Here is a 23,632-nt window from a genome sequence, read left to right as displayed (position 1 = left end):
GTCATTTTGACCAGTCGTTTTGTCATTCCGAACGGAGTCACGACCGCAGTCGGGACGGAGCGAGGAATCGCTTAAATGTGGGTAATGGCGAGACAGGAGGGATAACCATTGTTTAAGGGATTCCTCGCTGCGGCTCGGAATAACAAAGGCGAATGACAAAAAAATGCATTTCGTAATTCAAAGAAGTTAATAAAGAAATCACCAATTAATGATGAGTTTTTTAAGATATTTTCCAAAAGACTCGCAGGGTTATATGATTTATGAATTGTATTCTTTTGATAATTTCTTTAGATTGCTTTTAAAGCACGATTTTGATTATGAGGGTGCTATCAGTTTTGTTATGGCGGCATGTTCGTTGAGTGCCGTTGTGTTTCAGGAGAGGATACATAATAAAGGTTATTTGAATCTTTTTGCAAAGGATGCTTTACTTCCGAAGCAAGCGGCGGTTAAATCACGGGTAATTTTTGATATCCTTGATTGCTGTTGCAAGGGTTAATTCATTGTTAGCGATATAATATTCTAAGATATTGAAATTATTTTCTCTTAGGTTATTAATTGGTTTAGTAATGTTTTTGAATTCATTACTGATCGTTTTATGAAATTTTTGATCCTCTTGTTTTAGGACTACCAGGAAGAAATTTGTCCTTCGCTTTATTTCTAATTTTTCTTGAATTGCTAATCGTCTGGAATATAGTGAATAATAACAATATTTTTTAAATTCCCTTTTGATCATTTCTAGCATTAGGCTGCTTAGGTGATCCTTTTTTAATTCAAAGATATTTGTGTTTTTGTCGTTGATAATTACTATGTCGGAAGGATATGCGTTTCCAAAAATAAATTGATTATATACTGTGGAGGCGGGGAGGTTGTTTTTGGGATAGCTATTTAGTATTTCAGAGAAGTCCTTAAAGAGCTTATTATTTTTATTTTTTAGTGAAAGCATAATATATGATTCCAAATCACTTTCGGAAGAAAAAGATGATTTTTTGAAGAGACGATTTTTGTCTTTTAAGAATTTTAAATCCACTTTTATGCTTCCGCCATTGTTGCGGGTGTAGTTTTTGTCATACTTTTTGTCCTTAATGTTTTTTCCATAATTATCAATAGTTTTTAGTAAAAATTTTCCCTCTTCTTCGGTAAGACTGATTGAGTGTAGATGTTTGTTTTGTTGAATTAAATTGATGAGCTGGAAGGCAAAGTTTATATTTTTATTTTTTATACCTTGCAGATATAAATCAGTTTCTTCTATAGATTTTAAATTTATGGGTTTAATTTTGATACGATAATAATATTTCTGCTCTGGGTAGATAATTTTTTTATCATAAAAAAGACTTTCAAATACTTTGAAGGGACCATAAATATCTTGCGATTTATAATTAAATTGGGAGATAAATACAATATCGCCTAATTCAATATTAGACAACCAATTGGAATTGGTTGAGCCGTAGGTTTGGAATTTTAGGCATTGATCGGCAAATTTGGTGGTTGTAAGCACATAATATCTCATGTTTACATACCAGCAAGCGATGCCCAGTCTGTCTAGTGAAACTTTAAAGCAAAAAAGGGCTCATACACAAATTAGCAGGAGCAGGCTAGCCAAATACAGCTTGACCTAACTATAAATAGCAGAGATTGCAACGCACCAGCGCAAGCTCTATTCGCCCAGGCATAAATGCCAGGGCTAGAGAGATTTTTAAAAGCCCCATAAATGGGGCTCATATAGCCCTGTTCATAGGGCTTCCAATCAAAAAGCCTAGCCCTGTGATTTATCACTGGGCGGCGGTTGGTAGTCATGGCTCCCTTTCTTCATGAATAATATTATCACTTACTCCTGCTAATTTGTGTATGAGTCTAAAAAAGGAAATGGGGTGTAGTAAAAGAATTCATGAATTAATTCAGTAATTAAATTACGTATACGCAATAAAAAATCGCCTTGGATCGGGCGATTTTTTGGTTGGGGTTGACAGGATTGAGAAAGGAATGGTAACTGTCCGGTTTAATCTCTTGAATCTTAAATCAAGAAGTCCGCGCACAGGATGTGCCGGACTTTTTCTTTTCTATACAATGTGCTCAAGACATCCGATGTCTATTAAAATTAACATCAGGCCTCAAGCGATTCAAGCTTCAAGCCTTTTTATGCTTACACTCTTTATTCGAACACACCACCGTATCCTTAGCCCCAGCCACGAGTAGGGAACCGCAGTCTGGACATTTATCACCGGTGGGTTTGCTCCAAAGCACAAATTTGCATTTTGGATAGCTTCCGCAGCCGTAAAATATTTTGCCGCGTTTGCTGCGGCGTTGGACGATCTCTCCCCCGCATTCGGGGCAGGGGACTTCAATTTTGCCGCCAATTGGTTCGGTGTTTTTACAATCCGGATAACCGCTGCAAGCCAAGAATTTACCAAATTTTCCGGATTTGATAACCATTGGCTGGCCGCATTTATCACAAACCTTACCAGTCGTTTCATCTTGGGGTTGTTCGGCAATCTCACCGTTCTTGTCCAGATTTTTAGTATTGCGGCATTTTGGATAACCAGTGCAAGCCAAGAATTTTCCAAACTTGCCAATCTTAATAACCATGGGTTTGCCGCATTTTTCACAGACTGCATCGGTTTTCTCATTGATTAAATCTTTTTTGTCCACCTGCTTGTATTTTTTTTCTAGATTTTCATGGAATGGTTTATAAAATTCGTCTAATATCGGCACCCATTGTTTTTCACCATTAGCAATCTTGTCTAAATCACCTTCCATCTGGGCGGTAAATTTTATATCAACGATATCACTGAAATGTTCAGATAAGACATCATTGACTAGAATGCCCATATCAGTAGGAACAAATCGTTTGTCCTCATTTTTGTTAATATAGTTCCTGTCTTGAATAGTGCTCATAATACTAGCATAGGTGGAAGGCCGGCCAATGTCATATTCTTCCAAAGCTTTGATGAGCGAGGCCTCGGTATACTGCGGAGGCGGGGTGGTAAAATGCTGTTCGGGTTCTATCTTTTTTAAGTCCAGGGTCTCCCCCACCCTCACTTCTGGGAGAATTTTATCTTCTGACGCGGTTTTGTAGATTTTTAGGTAGCCGTCAAACTTAATAGTGGAGCCAGTAGCTCGGAATAAATACCCCCCGGCTTTAATATCAATACCCGTGGAATCCATAATAGCTGAGGCCATCTGAGAGGCAACGGCCCGGCGCCAAATCAAGTCATAGAGTTTGTATTGATGGGAGTCCAGGAATTTTTTTATAGATTCCGGTGTTCGCATAGCTTCGGTTGGCCGAATCGCTTCATGGGCTTCTTGGGCCGCTTTAGACTTGGTTTTATAAACGCGGGACCTTTCCGGCAGATATTTATCGCCCAATTCTTTTTTAATGTAATCACGGGATTCGGCTAAGAAATTTTTACTTAAGCTGAGAGAATCCGTTCGCATGTAGGTTATCAGTCCAACCTCGCCAGCGCTGCTAAGGGTGATACCCTCATAAAGCTGTTGAGCAATGACCATGGTTTGTTTGGAAGAAAACCCCAATCGCCTGGCTGCTTCCTGCTGGAGTTTAGCCGTTGTAAACGGGGGATTAGGATTTCTTTTGCTTTCTTTTCTCGTAACATTGGCAACCCTAAATTCTGCTTCTTGCAGTTCGTCTACAATTTTTTGGGCATCTTTTTTATTGGTAACAGAAGTTTTTTTTGTAGTATAGTCACCCGCAAACAATTTCATTTTTATGAATTGTTCTATTTTTTTATTATCAATTTCATTTAGTTCGGCTTCAAGAGATTGAGATTTGACAGTAGTTAAAAATGATTTTATACTCCAGTATTCTTGTTTTTTAAATTTTTCTATTTCTCTTTCGCGCTCAACGATTAAACGGACGGCTACGGATTGTACCCGGCCGGCGGATAAGCCTTTGGCAATTTTTTTCCATAAGAAGGGGGAGAGCTCGTAGCCAACAAGACGGTCTAAAATGCGGCGAGCTTGTTGAGCGTTGACTAGGTTCATATCAATTGTGCGAGGATTTTTTAGCGCTTCCAAGATTGCATTTTTAGTAATCTCGTGAAAAGTAATGCGCTTTACTTTTTTATCCGGAGCTTTAAGGATTTGAATCAGGTGCCAAGAAATGGCCTCGCCTTCCCGGTCTTCATCAGTGGCAAAGTAGATGGCGTCAGACTTGCCAGCCATTTGTTTGAGCTTGGCGACATTTTTTTCATTTTTTGGAGACACAACATAAGTTGGCTTAAAATTGTCTTTGGTATCAACACCCATTTCGTCTTTTGGCAAATCGCGGAGGTGGCCGTAAGATGATTCAATCTTAAAGTCGTTCCCGAGGAAACGGGAGATGGTCTTGGCTTTGGTTGGGGATTCTACTATAACTAAATTTTTAGACATATTACTTTGAGGTTATGTTTGATGAGTTTAATTTTATTATCCTCTAATTTTCTCTAATAATTCTCTAATATCTCTAATGTGAGTTTTAGACATTTTTATGTTGATCAATATTAGAGCATTTGAAGTTGACAACTCGTTTTGGTTTGAGGGGTCGGACTCGGAAGTTGTAGATTAGAGCCAGTGGTAGGTCAGCGGTTTCTAAATATCGTAAGACCTGTCTGATGTAGTCTGATTTTATGAAGTCAGCTACTTTAAATTCAACCACTATTAGATTCCAAAGAATAAAGTCAGCGTAAAATTTTGAAATGCTAATTCCTTCTTTACTTTTCAGTTCTAACAGCACCTCCCTTTTAGTTGGTATTTTGTTATTCAGAAAGCGGACATAAGATAGTTTTTGATAATCTTTTTCTTTATAAATTGTACCAATTTCATTTTGTATTCCGTAGCAAATTTTATTGATAAGATAACAATGTTTTGGAAATAATAGTCCCACATTTTTTTTAATAATTTTGGGATTCATAGAATTAGAGATATTAGAGGACATTAGAGCTAATTTGAGGATAACATTTTATCCTCACTCATCCAATATTTCCGCAATTCCCCCGCCAGAAAGAAAGACCCTGTTACCAATACTATATCATTTTTTCGAGTATTGCGTAATGCCTGGTCTAAAGCTTGCCAAGGATCAATATATACTGATACTTTATTTTTTGTCAACTTTCTAGCAGATTGATGCATTTTTTTCAAGTCCTGGCTTTTTCTGCCGGGTATTAAAAAACGCGTTAAGTACACGCGGCTGGCCAGAGGAACGATGTATTTTAAAGTATTATGCAAATCTTTATTTTCTGCAAGCGCAATAATTAGATGCAAGCGGCTGGGTTTAATATTTTTTATAAATTCAGCCGTTGTTTTCATTTTATCAGGATTGTGCGCGCCGTCCAGAATGACAGTTGGATGATGTTGAATGATTTCTAGGCGGCAAGGGAGAAAAGCTTTGCGTAACCCATGCCCAATGTCATCTCGGCCGAGCGAGGAGCCGCAGCCTTGAACCGAGAACCTCTGGTTCAGGGCGCAGCGACGAGCGAGTGGAGAGATCCCGTGGATTTTCTGCAGACGTTGACATGACGATGCCAATTCCCTTACCGCTTCAATCGCCAGAATAGCATTTTTTATTTGATGTTCGCCTGGGAGCTTGGTTTGGCAGGTATTGTCTTGATATCTGAATTTTGTCCCAGTGATGTCATTTTTTAAAACTTCATAATTCAAATCAATTTTTTGGAATTTAGATTTTTTGTTTTTACAAATTTTTTTAAAGATTTTTAGAATTTTGGGGTCTTGTTCGCCAGTGATAAAAGTAGAACCCTTTTTTATGATGCCAGCTTTGTCTTTGGCAATTTTTGTTTTAGTCTTGCCAAGAATGTCAGTATGATCTAGGTCAATATTAGTGATGACAGCTATCTCTGGTTTGGGAATAACATTGGTGGCGTCAAATGCGCCGCCTAACCCGGTTTCCAAAACCACATACTCGCATTTTTTTTGTTTAAAGTAAAGCAGGGCCAAAGCAAGCAAAGTTTCAAAATAAGAGGGCGCTCCGTGCGGGCTTTTTGCTGCGCATTCGGAAAGATAGGGCTTGAGGTAGTCGGTGAGTTTTGCAAAGTTGCTTGGTGAGATATAATTCTCCCCCGTCTTGATTCGTTCAATTGTGGTTGTTGGATGAGGCGAAAAATAAGCGCCGGTTTTTATTCCTGATTCGGTTAGGATTGATTGGAGCATTGCTGTTAACGAACTTTTCCCAGAAGTGCCGGCAACGTGGATGTATTTGAAAAATTTTTCTGGGTTGCCCAGGAGCTTAAGTAAATATTTTAAACGTTTAATAAAAAAAGAACGATCTGTTGTAGAGCTTTCTTGGAGGAAATTTGGACCGGGATTGTTGAGTAGGGATTCTATAAATTTTACGGACTCTATGTATTTATCATTTTTCATATGTTTATTTATCATCTTTCATTGGGGTTAATAGGTGGTTAATAAAGTTAATAAAATTGATAAAGAAGCAGAAATTATTAACTTTATTAACTATTTTATTAACAGTCGTGATAACAAATGGATATACGAGAAATGGATATATAAAATCATTTTCGTAATTCGCTTTTATTGCTCACCTTGCCAAAACATAATTCATACCCCCCAAGTTTCTGACCTTACCCTTCATTTCCATCATTGTCAAGGTGGAGGTAACTTCCGGGGTAGAGAGCTTAGACTCGCGGACCAGTTCGTCAATATGGATCGGCTCTTTGGAAAGATGGTCTAGGAGAAGCCCCTCTTCTTTAGTATCCGGAATAATTTGTTTGGTTTCAATAAAAGAGGCGGCGTGGACCAGATTAAGCGTATCTAAAATGTCAAAGCCGCTGGTTACCGGTTTGGCCCCCATTTTAATCAAATTGTTTGGTCCTTGAGATGTTTTATTATAAATACTGCCGGGAACAGCAAAAACATCGCGGTTTTGATCAAGCGCGTACTTAGCGGTAATCAAAGCGCCGGATTCTTTAGCGGCTTCAATAACTAGAACACCAAGAGAAAGCCCGGCAATGATGCGGTTGCGATGAGGAAAATGTTGTTTAAGAGGCAGGGTGCCTGGCGGGTATTCAGTGATAACCAGGCCATCATTGGCAATAATTTTTTCCGCCAAAAAGCGGTTGTGGAAAGGATAGATATTTTGGTTATCCAATCCAGAACCCAAGACCGCGATAGTCCTGCCGCTGTTTTTAATTGTTATCTCGTGGGCTAAGGCATCAACCCCAAGGGCCAAACCGCTGACAACAGTGATTCCGTTTTTTGCTAATTCCTCAACAATGTCTGGCGTTACTTGTTTGCCGTATTCGGTAATTTTTCTGGTACCGACAACCGCAATCAAGAAGTCTTCGTTTTCTTCCAGCTTGCCTTTGTAATAAAGCAGAGCCGGGGGGTTATAAATTTCTTTGAGCAGTTTTGGGTAATTTTTATCTTTGACAGTGACGATATTGATATGTTCTTTTTCTAATTTTTCCCATTCAGCTTCTGGGTCAATCTCATTGCGGCTGACAATAAATTCTTGAGCAATATTTTCTTCAATTCCGGCTCTGATTAAATCATCAAACGAAGCATTAAACGCGGTTTCCATATTCTCAAAATAGTTGCTAAGTCTTTTAAATCTGCTGGGTCCAATTTTTTTGATATTGGCAATGGCGTTCCAGTAGAGGAGATCGTTGTTCATATTGTGGTAGTTAATTTTGGCAGAAATTAGTTGTAAGAAAAAGGAGAAGGGTTTGGAAATTAGAGAATGGAAATTGACTTTTTTAGGAAAAGGGCGTATAGTTAAGACACAAATTCCTTTTGTTAAATTATAACAAACTCTTTATGGAAAAACCATTTTCTGCGGAGGGACCGTCAATGGAAAAAGCAGAACAAACAAGTTTTGAAGGTGAGTTGATCCGGAGCATTAAGAAGAAGCGGCACGAGAAAGCAGCTGAGGAGTTTGGTAAATTAAGAAAGCAAGTGGCAGAGGTTATGGGTGGTGAAGAAGAAGTAAAAAGACACAAAAGAAAAAAAGCGCTGGCTGACAGGTTCTCTGTAGGGGAAATTGTAAGGAGGAGGCGATAATGTTTAAGAAATTTGTGGAAATGATTTATGCCGGATGTTCTCGTTTTTTTTCTTTTGTTCTGTTTTGTCTGACTGACGGGATTTATTCTTGGTAAAAACGGGGAGAGAACATTTTTAGTCGGCATTAGGCTCCGTGATCTTTTGCGGGGCCTATTTTTTTATCATCAAGAATCATTATACATTTTTTTAACTCGCCTAGCCAATCCCTGCCCAGGTCGCTTATCATTATTTTAATCTGATTTCCGGAAAATTTCCAATAGGGGTTGTGATCAAGAAGCTTGAGAATGAGTTGAGGGTCAATGTTTTCTTTGAATTTAACAACAATTTTTTTTTGCCGTTTTCCACCGGAAAGCCCATAAGTGGTGCCTATGTTGATGATGCTTGCTTTTTGGCAGAGGAGTTTGATCTCTAAAATTTGAAATAGATTTTGGAAGCTTTCGCTAATTTTTCGCGAATATTTTTTCGCTAATCCATCGCGGATATTATTTTTGACGTTGCGAATGTTGAGCGAATCTCTTTTGGCGGATGTTGCGCGAATTTTTTTTAGTTCGTTGAGGTTATTGATATTAGCGAGTTGTTGATAAAGATGAAGGCGCTTAGTTTCGCTGGGTTCAAAGCTTTTGGGAATACCAAGCTCAAGCGGTAAGTCAATAGAGACCTCGGTTATTGGCAGCGGCTTGCTCCCAGTTTTTATTTCTTCCACTGCCTGGGCCAAGAGACGAGTATACAAAGAAAGTCCAATAGCGGCCACACTGCCGTGTTGTTTTTTGCCCAAGATATTGCCCACCCCGCGGATTTCCAGATCGCGCATAGCTAGAGTAAACCCACTTCCAAGTTCTTCAGCTTCTTGGAGGGCACTAAGCCGTTTCGTTTCTTTTTCTGTGAGACCCTGCCGTGTCTGTAGGGATTGATTGCAAATCCCTGCGGGTTGTAGCCGTCTATAGAAAAAATAAGCATATGCCTGACGGTCACTGCGGCCGACCCGGCCCCGGAGCTGGTATAATTGCGAAAGGCCGAATCTCGTAGCTTCATCAACAATCAAAGTATTAACATTGGGCAAATCCAACCCATTTTCAATAATAGTTGAGCAGACCAGAACATCTGTTTTTTTGTTATCAAAGTCAGCCATGGTCTGGGCTAATTTTTCTTCGGGCATTTGACCGTGGGCAATAGCAAGGGTAGCGTTTGGTAATAATTTTTGCAATTTATTAGTCATGATATTAATTGTTTCCACCCGATTATGAACAAAATAGACCTGACCGCCGCGTTTCAGCTCTTGGTCGATGGCATTTTTAACATCATTATCATTATATTGTTTGATAACGGTTTTGATGCTTTTTCGCCCCCTTGGCGCGGTTTCAATAATCGAGACATCTCGCAGGCCAGTGAGTGACAGGTGCAATGTTCTGGGAATCGGAGTGGCCGTCAAAGTTAAAACATGGGCTTGGGTGCGGAGTTTTTTCAGTTTTTCCTTATGTTCTACGCCGAATCGTTGTTCTTCATCAATAATAATGAGACCCAAATTTTTGAATTCCATATCTCCGGAAAGAAGCCGATGCGTGCCAATCACAATGTCAACTGCTCTTGATTTCAGTTTTTCAATGATTTTTTTGGCTTGGGACTTTGATTTAAATCGGGAAAGAACTTCAGTCGTAATTGGAAATTTTTCCAGCCGTTGCTTAAAGGTGTCATAATGCTGTTGGGCTAAAATTGTTGTTGGCGCAATCAAAGCGACTTGCTTATTATTCATCACTGCTTTGAGGGCCGCACGAATAGCGACTTCGGTTTTGCCAAAACCTACATCTCCGCAGATAAGCCTATCCATGGGCTTCTCTTGTTCTAAGTCCTGCTCAACTTCTCGAATGGTTCGTGTTTGGTCCGGAGTTTCTTCATAGGGAAAAGAATCTTCTAGTTCTTTCTCTTCCGGAGTTTTTTGCGGGAAAGGAACAACCCTAACAATCTCGCGCTGGGCATAGAGTTCAAGCAGTTCTTTGGCGGTCTTTTCGGCCTGCTCTTTGATTTTTCTTTTGGCTTGATACCACATTCCGCCAGAGAGCCGGTGCAGGTGGGGCTGGGCTAAACCAATATATTTTTCGATTTTTTGGGCCAGTTCAATTGGAACATACAGTTTATCGCCAAGGGCATATTCTAAAACAAAATATTCTTTTTTGATGTTGTCAACTTTTTGAATAGCAGTGCCTTGAAATCGAGCGATGCCATGGTCAATGTGGACAATGTAGTCGCCGGGTTTAATGCTTAATGCTTGAGTCGCTTGACACTTGATGCTTGAATTTTTTGTTGACTTTTTGGCTTCAGGTTTGCCGAAAATTTCAAGGTCGGTGAGGAATAAGATTTTTAATGGTTGGCTTTGGAAGCCGGTAATAAAGCAACTGGGTAATCGAGTAATCGAGTAATTAGGTAGAATTAAGTTTTTTTCTTTGAATAATTGTTTGAGGGACTTTTCTTGGTTAGTGGCGATGATGATTTGATAGTCGTGGTATTTTTTGAGGCCGGTGATGAAACGGTTGAGGTTGTTGTGGTAAGGCGCTGGGGTTCTGAAATTAAGCGAGAAGTAATTAGGTAATTGAGTAATTGAGTAATCGGGTGTGAGAGAGTAGAAAATTATTTGAGGATCATTTTTGATTTGTTGGGTTAATTTTTGCCAATTGGGTGTCTCGGCTTCAAACTGCTCGGGGTTGGTGTAGATGAGCAAGCTATTGTTCAATTGTTTCATTGTTTCATTGTTTTTTTGCTTTAATGCTTTAATGTTTTCATGTTTTCGTGAAGTAAGCGGGACAACATCAACTTTTTCTAAGCTTGACTTTGTTTTTTTGTTGACTGGGTCAAATAGTTTAATTGAGGAAATCTTATCAAATTCTAATTCAATGCGGACTGGATTCTCCAGTTGCGGGGTCCAGATGTCCAGGATACTGCCGCGGACCGCTAATGTTCCTGGAGCGTCAGTTACGGTATTGCGTTCGTAGCCAAGGTTAACTAATTTTTGCGTTATGTGTTGAGGGTTGAGGTGTGTGTTTTGTTTTAGGTTTAAGATTTCTTGATTGGGGTTAAGGTATTGGAGATTATCAATTGTGGAGATTATAATTTGAGAAGTTTGAGGCCTTGATAATTGATAATTAATAATTGATAATTGTTGATGATTTTCTGGATTAAGGAGATGGATTTTGGTTTGAGGGTTAGCTTGGGTTTTCCAGTTAGGCTGGGTTTTAAAACCCAGTTTAACCGTAAAACCTGTTTGTTTGTTAATGTTTTGCCAAAATTTTAGATTTTTATAAACAGACTTAGCTTCATTATCATCCTTACATAACCAAAAAATCGCCCCATTTTGATTTGATAGGGGGGTGGTAAGTTGGCTTAAAACATAGGTTCGGGCAGTGTCATTTGGCGGGCCGGAGATATGAAGCGTTTCAGTACTCTTTAATTCATTTGCTAATTTTAGCCAAAATTTAGTGGTATTGACTTTTTTTTGTTTCTGTGATATCATAAAGTATTGACAATTCGTTCGTTTTATCACTCAAAACCCACAGAGGAGGTTATTATGCAAGGTTCTCGTCCTTATAATCGACAGCAGACAAAGATACAATTTGAAGATATAATTAGGAGAGCTCCTCAAGAAATAACGGAAGAGCGGCGTGAAAAAATGGAAATTTCCCTGGACCATATGCAAGGACATGAGGATTACGAAGAGTTTGAAGACTGGAAAAATGAGCTTCTAATGCGGGAATTGCTCCATGACAGGGCAAAGATCGCCCGCATTATTGAACCCATAGCAGAAGAGGTGGAGTGGGGGATTCGCGTCAAGCAAGCTTTGCGCGAAATGGTTGATATTGACGATTATGAAAGAGCCTCTCTTGCTTTCAGGGATGTGCTTAACATGTTAAAAGGTGAGCTTGGTCCGGTTAAAGCTAAGGTTATTTCCTCTATGGGTCGAATGAATTTGCACGCGCGTCTCTCACTTTTTCAAGCAACAGTAGTGATGGCCTGCAGGTATGATTGGAATATGAGTAAATTAAATAAGTATTTTGAGGCTCTTTGCCAGCGAGCCGATGAAATTGGTTTAAGCGTGATTAAAGTTTTAGAGAAGTCGCAAGGATAGAGTAGTTCATTTTTTTCAAGGAGGAAACCGCAATGGGTGAGATACTTTTGATTGCACTTTCTCTCTGGGTTGCCCACCTCGTCGTACAGGCAGTTCGGGGAAAGACTCCTTATTATTCCTGCGACGAGATTGTGGAAGCATTTCGTCGACCTAAAAAGTTGTGGGTTAGGAGATTTTTAAGGAGGACCGATAGGGTTCATTTGTAGGTACAGGGCGTATAGCGTTTAGGCTCGGTCTCACAGTTTGAGATTGAGCCTTTTTTATTTTAAACAATGTGTATGTAACAATATAACAATTTAGCAATTTAGCAATTATATTCGCACATAGTTTTATCAATCCCATTTTTCAAAAAACATTCAATTGCCTCAATTGTTTTAGGAATCATATCTTCCTGCATTATTTTCCATTCATTCCTTTTAAAATTTTGAAGCACATATTTTTCACTTGGGATATTTTCGGGTTGGGGGCCAATGCCAATTTTGATTCTGGAAAATTCATTAGTGTTAAGATAATCAATAATTGACTGCAGGCCTTTGTGTCCGCCAGCGCTCCCCTTTTCCCGAATGCGGATTTTGCCAAGGGGCAAGTCAATGTCATCATAGATGATAAGAATATTTTTTGGGTTGATTTTGTAGTAATGCGCTAATGCCTGGACAGCCTTACCAGATTCATTCATAAAGGTTTGGGGTTGAGCCAGCAACACATCAGTACCGCCAATGTCAGTTTTGGCGATTAGGGCATTGCATTTTTTTAGTAGGGGTTGATTGCAATCAACCCTCATGGCGAGGTTTTCAATCACAAGAAAGCCGGCATTGTGTCGGGTTTTTTTGTATTTTGTGCCTGGATTGCCAAGACCGATGATTAAGTGCATAATTTTGATTCCTGTCATCCCGGGCGGAAGCCTTCACCTTTGTCATCTCGACCGAGCGAGGAGGAACGACGAGCGAGTGGAGAGATCCCGTTGTGAATCCTGTGGACGTTCCACTTGAGAACGACACGGAAAAATGTCTACAGGATTTACCACGGGATTCCTCCACTTCGCTCCCTGCGGGTCGCTTCGGTCGGAATGACAACAGAGTGGCTTCGCTCGTCATCGCTTCGCTCGCAATGACATCATAGTGGCTTTAGTTGGAATGAGACATCTCGTGATATTTTATTTTAATTTAATAGAACGGGAATCAATAATAATTGACACGCCTTTAAATCCGAATTTTTCGCGCAATCGGTTTTCAATATATTTAATAACCGAGGCGGCTAATTTTTGTCCTTTGGCTTCGCTATAAATAATTTCAAAAGTCGGGGGATTGGTTTTGGTTTGTTTAAGGCCGAGCAAGCGGGGCATCTTTTTTTGCTTGCCTTGGTACTTTTTTAAATCTAAAACAATTTTTTTCAAAAATTTGGCAAGGGCATTGTCAGGGATTTGTTTTTCTGCCTGCTTTTTGGTTTCCAGAGCATGGTTTAAAATTTTATCTACGTGTTTTCCGGTTTTTGCGGAGACAAAAAACAGAGGCGCGAAGTTGAGGTGGGGGAACTCGGCTTTAAAAAATTTTTCATATTCTTTTGTCTCTTGGTCTTTGACTAGGTCCCACTTGTTGACAATCACCAGAACTGGCCTGCCGGCATTAACAATCAACCGGCCCAAGTTTTTGTCTTGTTTGGAGACGGGAGAGGCGGCATCAATAACAAAAAGAATTAGGTTCACTCGTTTGAAAGTTCCAATGCTTTGCTTGACCCCCATTTTTTCTAATTGGTTATCGATTTTTGCTTTTCTTCTGATGCCGGCTGTGTCAATCAAAAGGATTGGGGTATTTTGATAATTTATAAGAATGTCTTGAGCTTCCCTGGTGGTGTGCGGGGTTTCGCTGACAATTACGTGTTCTTCGCCGAATATGGCGTTTAACAGCGATGATTTGCCAACATTGGGTTTGCCGATGATGGCGATTTTGACCATTGTTCTATCATTCAATTGTTCTGTTGTCGCAGATTTTGAGCTTTGTCGAAGGGTTTGATTACTTTTTTTTGCGGGGGGCAGATTTTTCACAATTGCGTCAAGAAGGTCGCCGGTGCCGACGCCATTGATGGCGGAGACAAAGAAGGGCTCATTGGGAGATAATTTATAAATTTCAGGATCAATTTTATTGCTGATTCTTTTATTATCAACTTTATTCGCGACAACAAGATATTCTTTTTGCTTTTTGCGCAAAAATTTAACAAATTCTTTTTCCTGGGGCAGAACACCGTCATTTGCGTCAATAAGAAAAATAATAAGGTCAGCGGCGTCAATTTCTTTGAGGGTTTGGGAGACGATTTGTCGCTTGATGCTTGAGTCGCTTGAGGCCTCCCCTCGACCTGGCTTGGGGTCTTTGAGAGTCGCTTGAGGCCTCCCCTCGACCTGGCTTGGGGTCTTTGAGAGTCGCTTGAGGCTTGGGGTCGGAATATTCTCAAGACCGCCAGTGTCTGCCAATTGAAATTTTTTTCCTCGCCAAAAGCATTCGCCATAATTTCTATCGCGAGTGGTGCCGGGAATACTGGAAACAATCGCTTTGCCGGATTCGGTCAGGCGATTGAAGAGTGTGGATTTGCCGACATTGGTGCGGCCGATGATGGCGGCTTTTGGTTTATTATTTATCATTTTTTATTTATCATTTTAGTTATCGGTTGATAAAGTTGTTAATAAATCTGGAGATAATGTCTTTGTTGGAAACATTATCAATGGCGTTGAGGTCGTTATTCCTGTTATCCAGATTGTTAATAAAGTGAATAAAATTGTTAATAAAGTTAATAGACTCATCGTCGTTATTATTAACTATTTTATTCACTTTATTCACTACTGTATTCACACCATTATTAATCAGATATTAATCCCAATAGATAACGGATGGAAATATAACAACGAGAATGCTACCCTACCAAGTTTACCCTAAATTATTTATTCGTACTATCCAACCCCAAAATAATCAAAAAGTCCGTTGCGCCGGTTGTTGCTTGGAGAGAGCTTGGCAGGGAAGTTTGGATTTCAGCGTCAAACAGTTCTAATAAAAATTGCAGGTCTTGGGTTTCTGCGCCCTCGGTTAAATCATAAATGATGGTTTTCTCGTAATCATGAGTGGGCGCATTGCCAAAGCTCGCAATTTCATAATCAAGGGCTTCTAGTTTGTCAGCCATTTTTTTTGCCCAGCCAGTTTCCCAGGTTCCGTTTAAGACAGAGATTTTTATTTTTTCAAGAGGCAGGGCGGCTGGGGCAGCGGTTGCTTGAGGAGCAACTGATTCATCTGGGCTTTCTTCAATCAGATCTAAGGCAGTAGTTGCGGTTGTAGTAGAAATTTCTTCGTCCAAAACAAGTTCTTCTGGGGTTGGGGCGAGGGCTGGGATTTCGGTTTCAAAAATATATTGAGCAATATTGGCAAGCTTGTTAAAATTGCCGGTTTTTGGCCTAAGCACATAAGCCCCTGCTTCAGTAATATCCGGAACAAGCTGCCCTTCGGAAGAATCGTCTAACGTTTTATTAATCACTTTTTCCAGGTCAATCTTCCGAGATAATTTAGCCAACCTAATTATTTCCCAGGTTTCTAAATTAGTAGTGAGGTGCTCATTAAAGTCTTTTAAGGCTTGGACAATTTTATGGGGTTGGAGCAGGGAAGAAAAAGAGAAAAGTTTATTTTTTAAAGCTAAGATAAGTTTTTGTTGGCGCCGGCTGCGGGCGAAATCTCCGGCCTCGCCATGATCACCATGCCGGGAGCGCGCATAGTTAAGGGCAGTTTCGCCAGCCATTTTTTGCCAGCCCTTTTCGAAAGTGACCGTGGTCGTGCCGAAATTTTCATTAGGAAAAAGCGGGTCTGTAAAACTGCGTTCGACATTAATGGTTACACCGCCCAGATCATCAATAACTTTTTTAAAGCCTTCGAAGTCAACCCGGATATAATAATGAACTGGCACGCCAAAAATATTACTGACAGTCTCACTCGCCACCTCGCCACCTTGGCCATCTTTTTCTATCTCGCCATAGGCATTAGCATAATTGATTCTTTGCCAATCATTGCCAGCAACAGGGACATATAAATCTCTGGGGATTGAGAGAGTAGCCACTTGTTCTGTAGATGGTTTGAGACTTACTAGGATTATTGTATCAGTCAGAAAAGCGCCTTCGTGTCCCCGGCCGCCTTGGCCCAAAAGCAGGATGTTAGTTCTATCAGCAGTTTCTCCCTGCAGAAGTTTGTCTTCCGGAGTAACCAGTTTTTTAAATTGGGTCCAGATTCCGGAAAAAGTACCTTCTGAATTAAATTTAGTAAGATTATCCAGGAGGCTGGATGAAGAGAAAATAACATTGGACGAGAAAGTGATAAAGAGAATCAGAAATATTAAAAAGCCGTAAAATAAAAATTTCCACCCTTTGCGTTTTGCGCGTGGCTTCTGGATTTCGTATTCTTCTGGTTGGTGATATTCTTTTGGCCGATATTCGCCAAGTTCTCTGCGCGTAAATTTTGGACCGCTGATGCCGTCGAGCAGATTGACTTTAGTAAAATGTCGCATATTCAAAAAACAAAAAAACAATAAAACAATAAAACAATAAAACAATAAAACAAAAAAACATTAAAGCAAGACTTTTACTTAGTATAATTCATAAAATCAGATTTGGCAAATGTGCGGGAGTGTGCTATGATTGGTAGTGACTGGGGATAATTGAGTAAATCGGTAATTGAGTAATCGGGTAATCAAGTAATTAAGTCAATGATAAATTGGGCGACTATCTTGGGCCTGCCCTGGTCGTAACTGGGGTGAAGTTAGAGTACCCTGTTTGAGAATGGGGATATCCCAGGTTCTAGGAACAAGGGCATATAGCTCAGCTGGCTAGAGCGCATGATTCACATTCATGAGGTCGGAGGTTCAAGTCCTCCTATGCCCACCAGCTGAGACTTATAGCACCCTAGTTGCAACAAAGGAGGTCACTGGTTTAAATCCAGTTGTGACCCCAGGACAAAGATTTTTGTATGGGAAATGATCAAAAAGAATTAAAAAAAGCTTTATTTCGCCAACTCGTTAGGCTTGAAGATATAGGCCAGATTTCTATAAGTTATAGACGTTCATTTTTAACTGCTTTGTTTACGGTTTCACTTGCTTTTTTAGTTGGTTTATTGACTGTTGATTTGAAAGTTATTTTAAATTGGATTAGCATTGGTGGTGTTTTTGTGATGTCTTTAAATTTGTTTATTATTCCAATATATTTCTGGTTAGTATCAACAAATGAAATTGGTGAACTTTTAGAAAAAATCGAGTTATTGAAAAATAAATACGAGGAAGAGCCCGTTATCACAGAAGCCACCATAGAAGAGAGAAATAAATTCAATAGGTTGTTTAGGAAAAAATCAAAAGGAACCGATTTATTATTTGATTTTATTGTTTCTTCTTTTCTAGTGGGTCTGGCGACTTTTATTATTTCCTTGTTGCCCCAGATGGGCAAATTGATAAATTAGATAAAATAAAGAGTTTTATGAATAATGCTAAGACGTTAAAATTGTTGGATAACATCCAATTTATATATGAGTTAGCTCTTGCCAGGCTTGAACTTAAATCTTTTGAACCAGACTTAAAAGTTACAAATGATTTTCGCGAGTTTAAAATTAAAGACATTAGTAATTTAGAAGATTTAAAGACTAGATTAGCTTATTTTAAAACAATAGACGGGATATACACTGATTATTATTATTTACAAAAATATAATCAAACAAAATCTGTTAATCAATTTTTAACACATTGGATTTATCCTTATAAAGGCAAATTTCATCCCCAAATGATTAGAGCCTTATTAAATATTATTAATATCAAACGAGGTGAAACATTGCTTGATCCGTTTGTTGGTAGTGGAACCGCGGTTTTAGAAGCTCAATTATTGGGTATAAATGGTATTGGTATAGACATTTCTCTCTTATGCGTTTTAATTTCAAAAGTAAAAACTGAGTCAATTGAGGTTTTAGACCAGATAAAAGAATATAAAGATTTTTATTTAGATAAAAATAATAAAAAAGAAGCAGAGGATGAAAGGGTAAAAAATTTTTACAAAGTAGCAGAAATGATGGCTCATAGCGACCAATCTCGTCGAGGTAAAAGTTTTGATAGCTCATTCAGAAACGATGCCCTAAAAATGATTGCCTCAGTTGAAGATTATAATGAGGCACAGAAGAGATTTAATCTTAAATTAGGAAAGATTAAAGTTATTCAAGGTGATGCTAGAAATACTGAGCTAAAAGATGAATCTGTTGATGGCATTATTACTTCACCTCCTTATTCAATAGCTCTTAATTATGTTGCAAACGATAGTCATTCTTTAACGGCTTTGGGATATGATTTAAATCAAATTAAAGAAGATTTTATTGGCGTTAGGGGGACAGGACTAGATAAATTTAAATTATATGATGCTGATATGGAAAAAGCGTACAGTGAAATGCATCGATTACTAAAAAAAGATAAATATTGTGTAGTGATAATTGGCAATGTAACTTTTCAGGGGCGGGAAATAGATACAACACAGAATGTTATAAATTATTGTGAAAGCGTTGGGTTTAAAACAGTGAAGAAAATGGCTAAGATTATTTATGGGTTATATAATGTTATGCAGAAGGAGTATATTTTAATTTTTAAGAAATCAAAATAATATGAACGAACAAAAAGAATATATAGAGGGATTAGAGGACACGATCTCCCAATTTCTTAAACCGTTAAAAAATATTCCATTTAAAATAGCAATAAAAGCAATATCAGGATGCAAAGTAATACCATTTAATAAAGGCGATTCTAAAGATCAGCAATTGTTAAAAGATTTAATTAAAGCAACAAAGGTTGCAACAAAAAATGCTAATCAAATGGGTATTTTTGCAAGCAGAGCAAATGAAGTTGGCAATCATATAGAGCCGTTCATGATTGGGGCATTAAACAAGGTTGGGCTAAAAGCAGATAGACCAAGGACAAAAGAAAGCAAAAAGAAGGCGGTTGGTTATCCTGATATTTTTATTGAAGACAAAGATGGCAGGCCAAACTATATTGAATGCAAAACTTACAATGAGAAAAATTATCAAACCACACAGAGATCATTTTATTTCTCACCAGCAGAAAGATCAACAGATTTTAAGATTATTTACGATGCACGACATATAATTGTAAGCTTCAAGATAGAACCAGTAAAAAGAGGTGGCAAAAATGCTTTTGTGCCTGTATATTGGAAAATATTTAGCCCAGATAACTTAATAGGCCAGATTAAACACGAGTTTAATTCCACCAATAAACAGATGTACACAAAAGAGGCTTTATTAGCCGAGGGTGGGATTGAATAATAAAATGAGACATATGTCCAAAATAATTGATTTACGTAAGAAAGCAACAGTTAAAAATCATTCAGATTCAACAACCCAACACCAAGCCCCAGGCGAAGAGCGGATAACCCCCCCGCCAGAAGAAAAAACCGGTTTTTGGTCGCAGGCTTTAGAATTTAGTGTTGAATTGATTAAAGTGGTGATTATTTCCTTGGCAATCGTTATTCCGGTTCGTTATTTTTTAATCCAGCCGTTTTATGTTAAAGGCGCCTCAATGGAGCCGTCTTTTTACGACCATGAGTATTTGATTATTAACGAGATAGTTTACCGGTTTGAAGAGCCGGGCCGGGGCGATATTGTGGTTTTTAAATATCCGCGCCAGCCAAGCCAATATTTTATTAAACGAATAGTTGCTTTACCTGGCGAGCGGGTTCAGATAAAAGATGGCAAAGTAACTATTTTTAATAAACAATATAAAAACGGCCACACTCTTGATGAATCGGACTATTTAATCGATTCGCTCCTGACATCCGGGGAGGTTGATGTTGTTTTAGAAGATGATGAATATTTTGTTTTGGGTGATAATAGAAATTCAAGTTTGGATTCGCGTACTTTTGGTCCAGTACCCAGGAAAAACATTGTGGGAAGGACTTGGCTTCGGGGCTGGCCGTTGAACCGGATTACGAGGTTTGAGAGACCGGAATATAATTTATAAAACCAAATATAAAATATAAGAAATAAAAAACACATACTTAAAAATATAAAAACATTGTTTAATTTTAATTTATGGAAACTGAAAAATACAAATTAAAACAAGAGTTTAAATTACGGCTATACCGATTCATTATTCGTTTATTAAAGTTTTTATCCCAGCTACCTAATGACCCCGTAATCAGAGAAATAAAAAGTCAAGCAACGCGAAGCGGGTCCAGTATGGGTGCCAATTATTTTGAAGCCGAAGCCGCCAGTAGCAAGAGAGATTACCAAAATTACTTTTCTCATTGTTTGAAGTCATCTAATGAAACAAAGTTCTGGTTAGCCTGCTTACGAGATACTGGGTTAGTAGCTAAAGATATGTTATCAGAGTGCAACTATCTATTAAATGAAACTAGAGAAATTGCCAATATTTTTGCCTCAAGTATCATCACCATGAAAGGCAAGAAGAAATAAAAATATTTACATATTTGAATTTGTGTTTTTTATTTTTTATATTTAATATTTTATCTTGCAACGCAAGTGTCTAGAAAGAAAAAACAATCAAAAAAAGCTAAAGAAAATAGAAAAGTAAAGGGTGCGTTGAAACAGGCGCCCCAGCTTTTGCGCGGGATGAAGGATATTTTGCCCCAAGAACAAAAGTATTGGGAACTGATTAGGAGCAAGGTGGAGAAATTAGCGCCAGTTTATGGATTTGGAAAGATTGATACCCCGCTTCTGGAAGAGACCAGATTATTCGAGAGGGCGGTGGGGGAAGGCACAGATATTGTTGAAAAAGAAATGTTTTCTTTTACAGACCAGGGAGGTGATAATATTTCTTTGCGGCCCGAAGCTACAGCCTCTATTGTTAGGGCTTACACTGAACACGGAATGCTCAATTTACCCCAGCCGGTAAAATTGTGGTATTGGGGACCGATGTTTCGCTATGACCGTCCCCAGGCCGGCAGGCTCCGCCAGTTTAATCAATTTGGGTTTGAGGTTTTGGGCAGTCTTGATTCAGTTGTTGATGCCCAGCTGATTTTGATTTTTTATAAACTGTGCCAAGAATTAAAATTAGATGCTACGGTGCAGATCAATAGTATTGGCTGTCCTGAATGTCGGGATGAGTATCAAAAGATATTAGTTGATTTTTTCCGAACAAAAAAGAATTTTTTATGTGACACCTGTAGGATTCGCTTGACTAAAAATCCCTTAAGAATTTTGGATTGTAAAGAGGAGGAATGCAAGGCCTTAAGCGCTGAAGCCCCACAAATTATTGATTTTTTGTGTGAAGAGTGCAAGGAGCATTTTATTAAGGTTTTGGAACATTTAGATGAGCTGGAGATACCGTATAATCTTAACTCAAGATTGGTGCGCGGCTTGGATTATTACACCAAGACAGTGTTTGAGATTTGGCCCACCTTCGCTCCTGATGGAGCTTCGGCGGGCAAGCCCACCCTCGCTCCGGTTGAGACCGGGACTTCGGCTGACGAGGCTGCTTTGAGCGAAAATGTAGCAAGCGATACAAAACAAACCAAGGAGACAAAAGCTGCCAACCCCCAAAAATCAGATGGTGATAAGGATTCGGAAACTGAAATGGATACTGATAAAGTTGCAGATGATCCGGGCCGGTTGGCTTTGGGAGGTGGAGGCCGATATGATGATTTAGTTGAAATGTTAGGTGGCAGGCCCACGCCAGCGGTCGGTTTTTCTTGTGGCATCGAGCGGCTGATTTTGTGTTTAAAGAAACAAGGAGGCCAAGTGCGAACAGGGCGGAAGGTAGACATTTTTGTGGCCCAGCTTGGGGATCAGGCTAAAAAAAGGTCATTAAAGCTTTTTGAGGATTTGCGGTGCAAGGGAGTGAAAGTGGCGGAAAACTTAGCCAAAGAGGGATTAAAATCCCAATTGGAGATTGCCAACAAGCTTGGTGTAAAGTATTCCTTAATCCTTGGTCAGAAAGAGATGCTGGATAAAACAATTATCATTAGAGACATGGAGAGCGGGGTGCAGGAGGTGGTGGATTTTGACAAGGTTCTCGTTGAAATTAAGAAGCGGTTAAAGTAGGTTGGTTGTTGATGTGGGTAATTAGATTCGGTGTTAATAGAATGAATAAAGCTGTTAATAAGGTTAATACGGTAGTTAATAAAGTTAATAACGACGACGAGATTATTCACTTTATTAACCTTATTAACAATTTTATTAACCGCGTCTAAATCTCTGAAGATAATAGTTTAAAATATGATAAGTGATAAACAATAAATAATGCCCGACTGTATTTTCTGTAAAATTATCAACAAAACAATTCCTGCAGATATCGTTTACGAGGATGACCAGATGATCGCGTTCAGGGACATCAATCCCAAGGCTAAGTATCATTTTTTGATTATACCCAAGGAACACATTCCATCAGTTGATGAAATTAATGAGGCAAGGATTGAATTGGTTGGCAGTTTGATCTACAGGGCAAAGGAAATGGCTCGTAAATTTGGTTTTGCCGCTTCGGGTTATAAATTGGTCTTTAATTGCGGCAAGGATGGGGGACAGATAGTGGACCATATACATTTACACCTGCTTGGCGGAGAACCATTGATCGGGGCAGTGTGATATTATTTGACTATAGCGGAAAATTTTGGTATAGTAAATCATGAAAGCACTAGAGCATTAAAGCAAATTGTTTTCATGTTTTCATGTTTTCATGTTTTAATGTTTAAAAAAGAAGGGCAGGTGAAATTTGATAGTTATAATTTGTTGTTTGACATAATGAATTATAGCTAACATTATTTTATGGTTGAGATAAAAAGAAAAAGCGGAGAGTCAATTGAAAGCTTGCTTAGGCGATTTACTCGGCGGCTCCAACAAAGTAAAGTTTTAATTCAAGCTAAGGATTCTAGATACTATAAAAAGCCGAAGACTAAACGCGCTCAAAAGGAAGATGCTATTAGGCGAATGGGGATCCGTTCCAAAAAAGATTATTTGCGCCGCATTGGCAAATTAACAGAAGAAGATACCAGACGATCCATTAAAAGATGATTCTTTTTGGGTCTAGGAACTAATTCATTAATAAGACCATTGGTAAGCAATATTATTTATCAGAATTATTCCAAGCAGGTTTTTTAGAAAATATGTAGAGCTATCTCTACATTGGTTTGTATTTTTTCATTATAAAATTCCAAAAGGAGGTAGTCCCATGCCTTGTAATAAACATAACCTCTCGATTCGGGCGGAACCTCGGTTGAGATTGGCCGAAAACATGCACCATGGTAACCCCCAGCGGCTTAGTCCTGGGTCTTTGACGAGGTTTTCTAAAACAAAAAGAAAATTATTTTTCTCATATTTTACGATTAGCTGCCTTGTTTTTGTTTTGGCAGTTTTTTTATTCCCCGTAGCCACACAAGCCCAGCCAGTTACTGATGAAGGCATGGCTGATATCCAAACCGCTACTGGCTGGGCATCCACCGACCTTATCACCATCATTGGCCGTATCTTGCAAATAGTGATTGGC

Annotated in this window: 20 protein-coding genes and 1 tRNA gene; 12 read left to right on the top strand and 9 right to left on the bottom strand. The window is 38.9% G+C overall.

The genetic code is table 11. The features are described from left to right. Positions 1-451: 451 nt before the first annotated feature. The 5 genes from KKD20_00825 to dprA form a co-directional block, all read right to left on the bottom strand. Positions 452-1,507 (bottom strand): hypothetical protein, encoded by a 1,056-nt coding sequence (locus tag KKD20_00825; protein ID MBU4331655.1) that lies wholly within the window; start codon positions 1,505-1,507, stop codon positions 452-454. 617 nt (positions 1,508-2,124) lie between these two features. After that, a complete protein-coding gene (gene topA / locus KKD20_00820; GenBank protein MBU4331654.1) occupies positions 2,125-4,383 on the bottom strand; it encodes a type I DNA topoisomerase in 2,259 nt (752 codons plus the stop codon). Between the two features lie 85 nt (positions 4,384-4,468). Beyond that, on the bottom strand, positions 4,469-4,903 hold the full coding sequence (locus KKD20_00815; protein ID MBU4331653.1) for a GxxExxY protein: 435 nt from the start codon (positions 4,901-4,903) through the stop codon (positions 4,469-4,471). 29 nt (positions 4,904-4,932) lie between these two features. Next, a complete protein-coding gene (locus KKD20_00810; protein MBU4331652.1) occupies positions 4,933-6,366 on the bottom strand; it encodes a hypothetical protein in 1,434 nt (477 codons plus the stop codon). 172 nt (positions 6,367-6,538) lie between these two features. Next, positions 6,539-7,633 (bottom strand): DNA-processing protein DprA, encoded by a 1,095-nt coding sequence (gene dprA / locus KKD20_00805; protein ID MBU4331651.1) that lies wholly within the window; start codon positions 7,631-7,633, stop codon positions 6,539-6,541. Positions 7,634-7,776: 143 nt separating this feature from the next. Here dprA and KKD20_00800 point away from each other — a divergent pair, with 143 nt between their 5' ends. Beyond that, positions 7,777-8,019, top strand: a complete 243-nt coding sequence (locus KKD20_00800; protein ID MBU4331650.1) for a hypothetical protein — start codon at positions 7,777-7,779, stop codon at positions 8,017-8,019. A 124-nt stretch (positions 8,020-8,143) separates the two neighbouring features. On the opposite strand, the gene mfd is transcribed toward KKD20_00800, so the two are convergent. After that, positions 8,144-11,521, bottom strand: a complete 3,378-nt coding sequence (mfd, locus tag KKD20_00795) for a transcription-repair coupling factor (GenBank protein ID MBU4331649.1) — start codon at positions 11,519-11,521, stop codon at positions 8,144-8,146. Positions 11,522-11,575: 54 nt separating this feature from the next. On the opposite strand from mfd, the gene KKD20_00790 reads away from it, so the two are divergent. After that, positions 11,576-12,133, top strand: a complete 558-nt coding sequence (locus tag KKD20_00790) for a hypothetical protein (GenBank protein MBU4331648.1) — start codon at positions 11,576-11,578, stop codon at positions 12,131-12,133. A 304-nt stretch (positions 12,134-12,437) separates the two neighbouring features. On the opposite strand, the gene pth is transcribed toward KKD20_00790, so the two are convergent. The 3 genes from pth to KKD20_00775 form a co-directional block, all read right to left on the bottom strand. Next, complete coding sequence (gene pth, locus KKD20_00785; GenBank protein ID MBU4331647.1) at positions 12,438-13,004, bottom strand: aminoacyl-tRNA hydrolase; 567 nt, start codon at positions 13,002-13,004, stop codon at positions 12,438-12,440. Between the two features lie 282 nt (positions 13,005-13,286). After that, positions 13,287-14,765, bottom strand: coding sequence for a ribosome biogenesis GTPase Der (gene der, locus KKD20_00780; protein ID MBU4331646.1), 1,479 nt, complete (start codon positions 14,763-14,765; stop codon positions 13,287-13,289). 293 nt (positions 14,766-15,058) lie between these two features. Then, positions 15,059-16,663, bottom strand: coding sequence for an LCP family protein (locus KKD20_00775; protein ID MBU4331645.1), 1,605 nt, complete (start codon positions 16,661-16,663; stop codon positions 15,059-15,061). 299 nt (positions 16,664-16,962) lie between these two features. Between KKD20_00775 and KKD20_00770 the strand changes: the two genes are divergently transcribed. From KKD20_00770 to KKD20_00725, 10 genes are all read left to right on the top strand, one after another. Further along, positions 16,963-17,039, top strand: a tRNA-Val gene (locus KKD20_00770). A gap of 82 nt (positions 17,040-17,121) precedes the next feature. After that, positions 17,122-17,604: a hypothetical protein gene (locus KKD20_00765; protein ID MBU4331644.1), complete on the top strand. Its 483-nt coding sequence runs from the start codon at positions 17,122-17,124 to the stop codon at positions 17,602-17,604. Positions 17,605-17,621: 17 nt separating this feature from the next. After that, positions 17,622-18,782 carry a hypothetical protein gene (locus KKD20_00760; GenBank protein MBU4331643.1) on the top strand — a complete coding sequence of 387 codons (1,161 nt, stop codon included), beginning with the start codon at positions 17,622-17,624 and terminating at the stop codon, positions 18,780-18,782. 1 nt (position 18,783) lies between these two features. Then, positions 18,784-19,458, top strand: coding sequence for a hypothetical protein (locus KKD20_00755; GenBank protein MBU4331642.1), 675 nt, complete (start codon positions 18,784-18,786; stop codon positions 19,456-19,458). Positions 19,459-19,471: 13 nt separating this feature from the next. Then, a complete protein-coding gene (gene lepB, locus KKD20_00750; GenBank protein ID MBU4331641.1) occupies positions 19,472-20,152 on the top strand; it encodes a signal peptidase I in 681 nt (226 codons plus the stop codon). A 71-nt stretch (positions 20,153-20,223) separates the two neighbouring features. Further along, positions 20,224-20,607, top strand: coding sequence for a four helix bundle protein (locus KKD20_00745; GenBank protein ID MBU4331640.1), 384 nt, complete (start codon positions 20,224-20,226; stop codon positions 20,605-20,607). A gap of 66 nt (positions 20,608-20,673) precedes the next feature. Next, entirely contained in the window at positions 20,674-22,194 is a 1,521-nt protein-coding gene (hisS, locus tag KKD20_00740) for a histidine--tRNA ligase (GenBank protein ID MBU4331639.1), read from the top strand. A 198-nt stretch (positions 22,195-22,392) separates the two neighbouring features. Beyond that, positions 22,393-22,734, top strand: a complete 342-nt coding sequence (locus tag KKD20_00735; protein MBU4331638.1) for a histidine triad nucleotide-binding protein — start codon at positions 22,393-22,395, stop codon at positions 22,732-22,734. A 180-nt stretch (positions 22,735-22,914) separates the two neighbouring features. Then, a complete protein-coding gene (rpsU, locus tag KKD20_00730) occupies positions 22,915-23,160 on the top strand; it encodes a 30S ribosomal protein S21 (GenBank protein MBU4331637.1) in 246 nt (81 codons plus the stop codon). A 157-nt stretch (positions 23,161-23,317) separates the two neighbouring features. Then, positions 23,318-23,632, top strand: a 315-nt coding sequence (locus KKD20_00725) for a hypothetical protein (GenBank protein MBU4331636.1), incomplete at its 3' end; no start/stop codon positions are given.

Source organism: Patescibacteria group bacterium (assembly GCA_018896645.1).
In the GTDB taxonomy this organism is placed as follows: Bacteria; Patescibacteriota; Patescibacteriia; order UBA2591; family JABMQE01; genus JAHIMF01.
The sequence above is the reverse complement of the archived record's forward strand: the minus strand, read 5'-3'. Positions and strand labels throughout refer to the sequence as shown.

Excerpts from the sequence above, each read along its gene's own strand:
- lepB (MBU4331641.1), top strand. The coding sequence starts at position 19,472 with ATGTCCAAAATAATTGATTTACGTAAGAAAGCAACAGTTAAAAATCAT.
- dprA (MBU4331651.1), bottom strand. The coding sequence starts at position 7,633 with ATGAACAACGATCTCCTCTACTGGAACGCCATTGCCAATATCAAAAAA.
- KKD20_00815 (MBU4331653.1), bottom strand. The coding sequence starts at position 4,903 with ATGAATCCCAAAATTATTAAAAAAAATGTGGGACTATTATTTCCAAAA.
- KKD20_00765 (MBU4331644.1), top strand. The coding sequence starts at position 17,122 with ATGGGAAATGATCAAAAAGAATTAAAAAAAGCTTTATTTCGCCAACTC.
- KKD20_00790 (MBU4331648.1), top strand. The coding sequence starts at position 11,576 with ATGCAAGGTTCTCGTCCTTATAATCGACAGCAGACAAAGATACAATTT.
- KKD20_00755 (MBU4331642.1), top strand. The coding sequence starts at position 18,784 with ATGAACGAACAAAAAGAATATATAGAGGGATTAGAGGACACGATCTCC.
- KKD20_00775 (MBU4331645.1), bottom strand. The coding sequence starts at position 16,663 with ATGCGACATTTTACTAAAGTCAATCTGCTCGACGGCATCAGCGGTCCA.
- KKD20_00745 (MBU4331640.1), top strand. The coding sequence starts at position 20,224 with ATGGAAACTGAAAAATACAAATTAAAACAAGAGTTTAAATTACGGCTA.
- mfd (MBU4331649.1), bottom strand. The coding sequence starts at position 11,521 with ATGATATCACAGAAACAAAAAAAAGTCAATACCACTAAATTTTGGCTA.
- topA (MBU4331654.1), bottom strand. The coding sequence starts at position 4,383 with ATGTCTAAAAATTTAGTTATAGTAGAATCCCCAACCAAAGCCAAGACC.
- rpsU (MBU4331637.1), top strand. The coding sequence starts at position 22,915 with ATGGTTGAGATAAAAAGAAAAAGCGGAGAGTCAATTGAAAGCTTGCTT.
- KKD20_00735 (MBU4331638.1), top strand. The coding sequence starts at position 22,393 with ATGCCCGACTGTATTTTCTGTAAAATTATCAACAAAACAATTCCTGCA.
- KKD20_00760 (MBU4331643.1), top strand. The coding sequence starts at position 17,622 with ATGAATAATGCTAAGACGTTAAAATTGTTGGATAACATCCAATTTATA.
- KKD20_00825 (MBU4331655.1), bottom strand. The coding sequence starts at position 1,507 with ATGAGATATTATGTGCTTACAACCACCAAATTTGCCGATCAATGCCTA.
- KKD20_00800 (MBU4331650.1), top strand. The coding sequence starts at position 7,777 with ATGGAAAAACCATTTTCTGCGGAGGGACCGTCAATGGAAAAAGCAGAA.
- pth (MBU4331647.1), bottom strand. The coding sequence starts at position 13,004 with ATGCACTTAATCATCGGTCTTGGCAATCCAGGCACAAAATACAAAAAA.
- der (MBU4331646.1), bottom strand. The coding sequence starts at position 14,765 with ATGATAAATAATAAACCAAAAGCCGCCATCATCGGCCGCACCAATGTC.
- KKD20_00810 (MBU4331652.1), bottom strand. The coding sequence starts at position 6,366 with ATGAAAAATGATAAATACATAGAGTCCGTAAAATTTATAGAATCCCTA.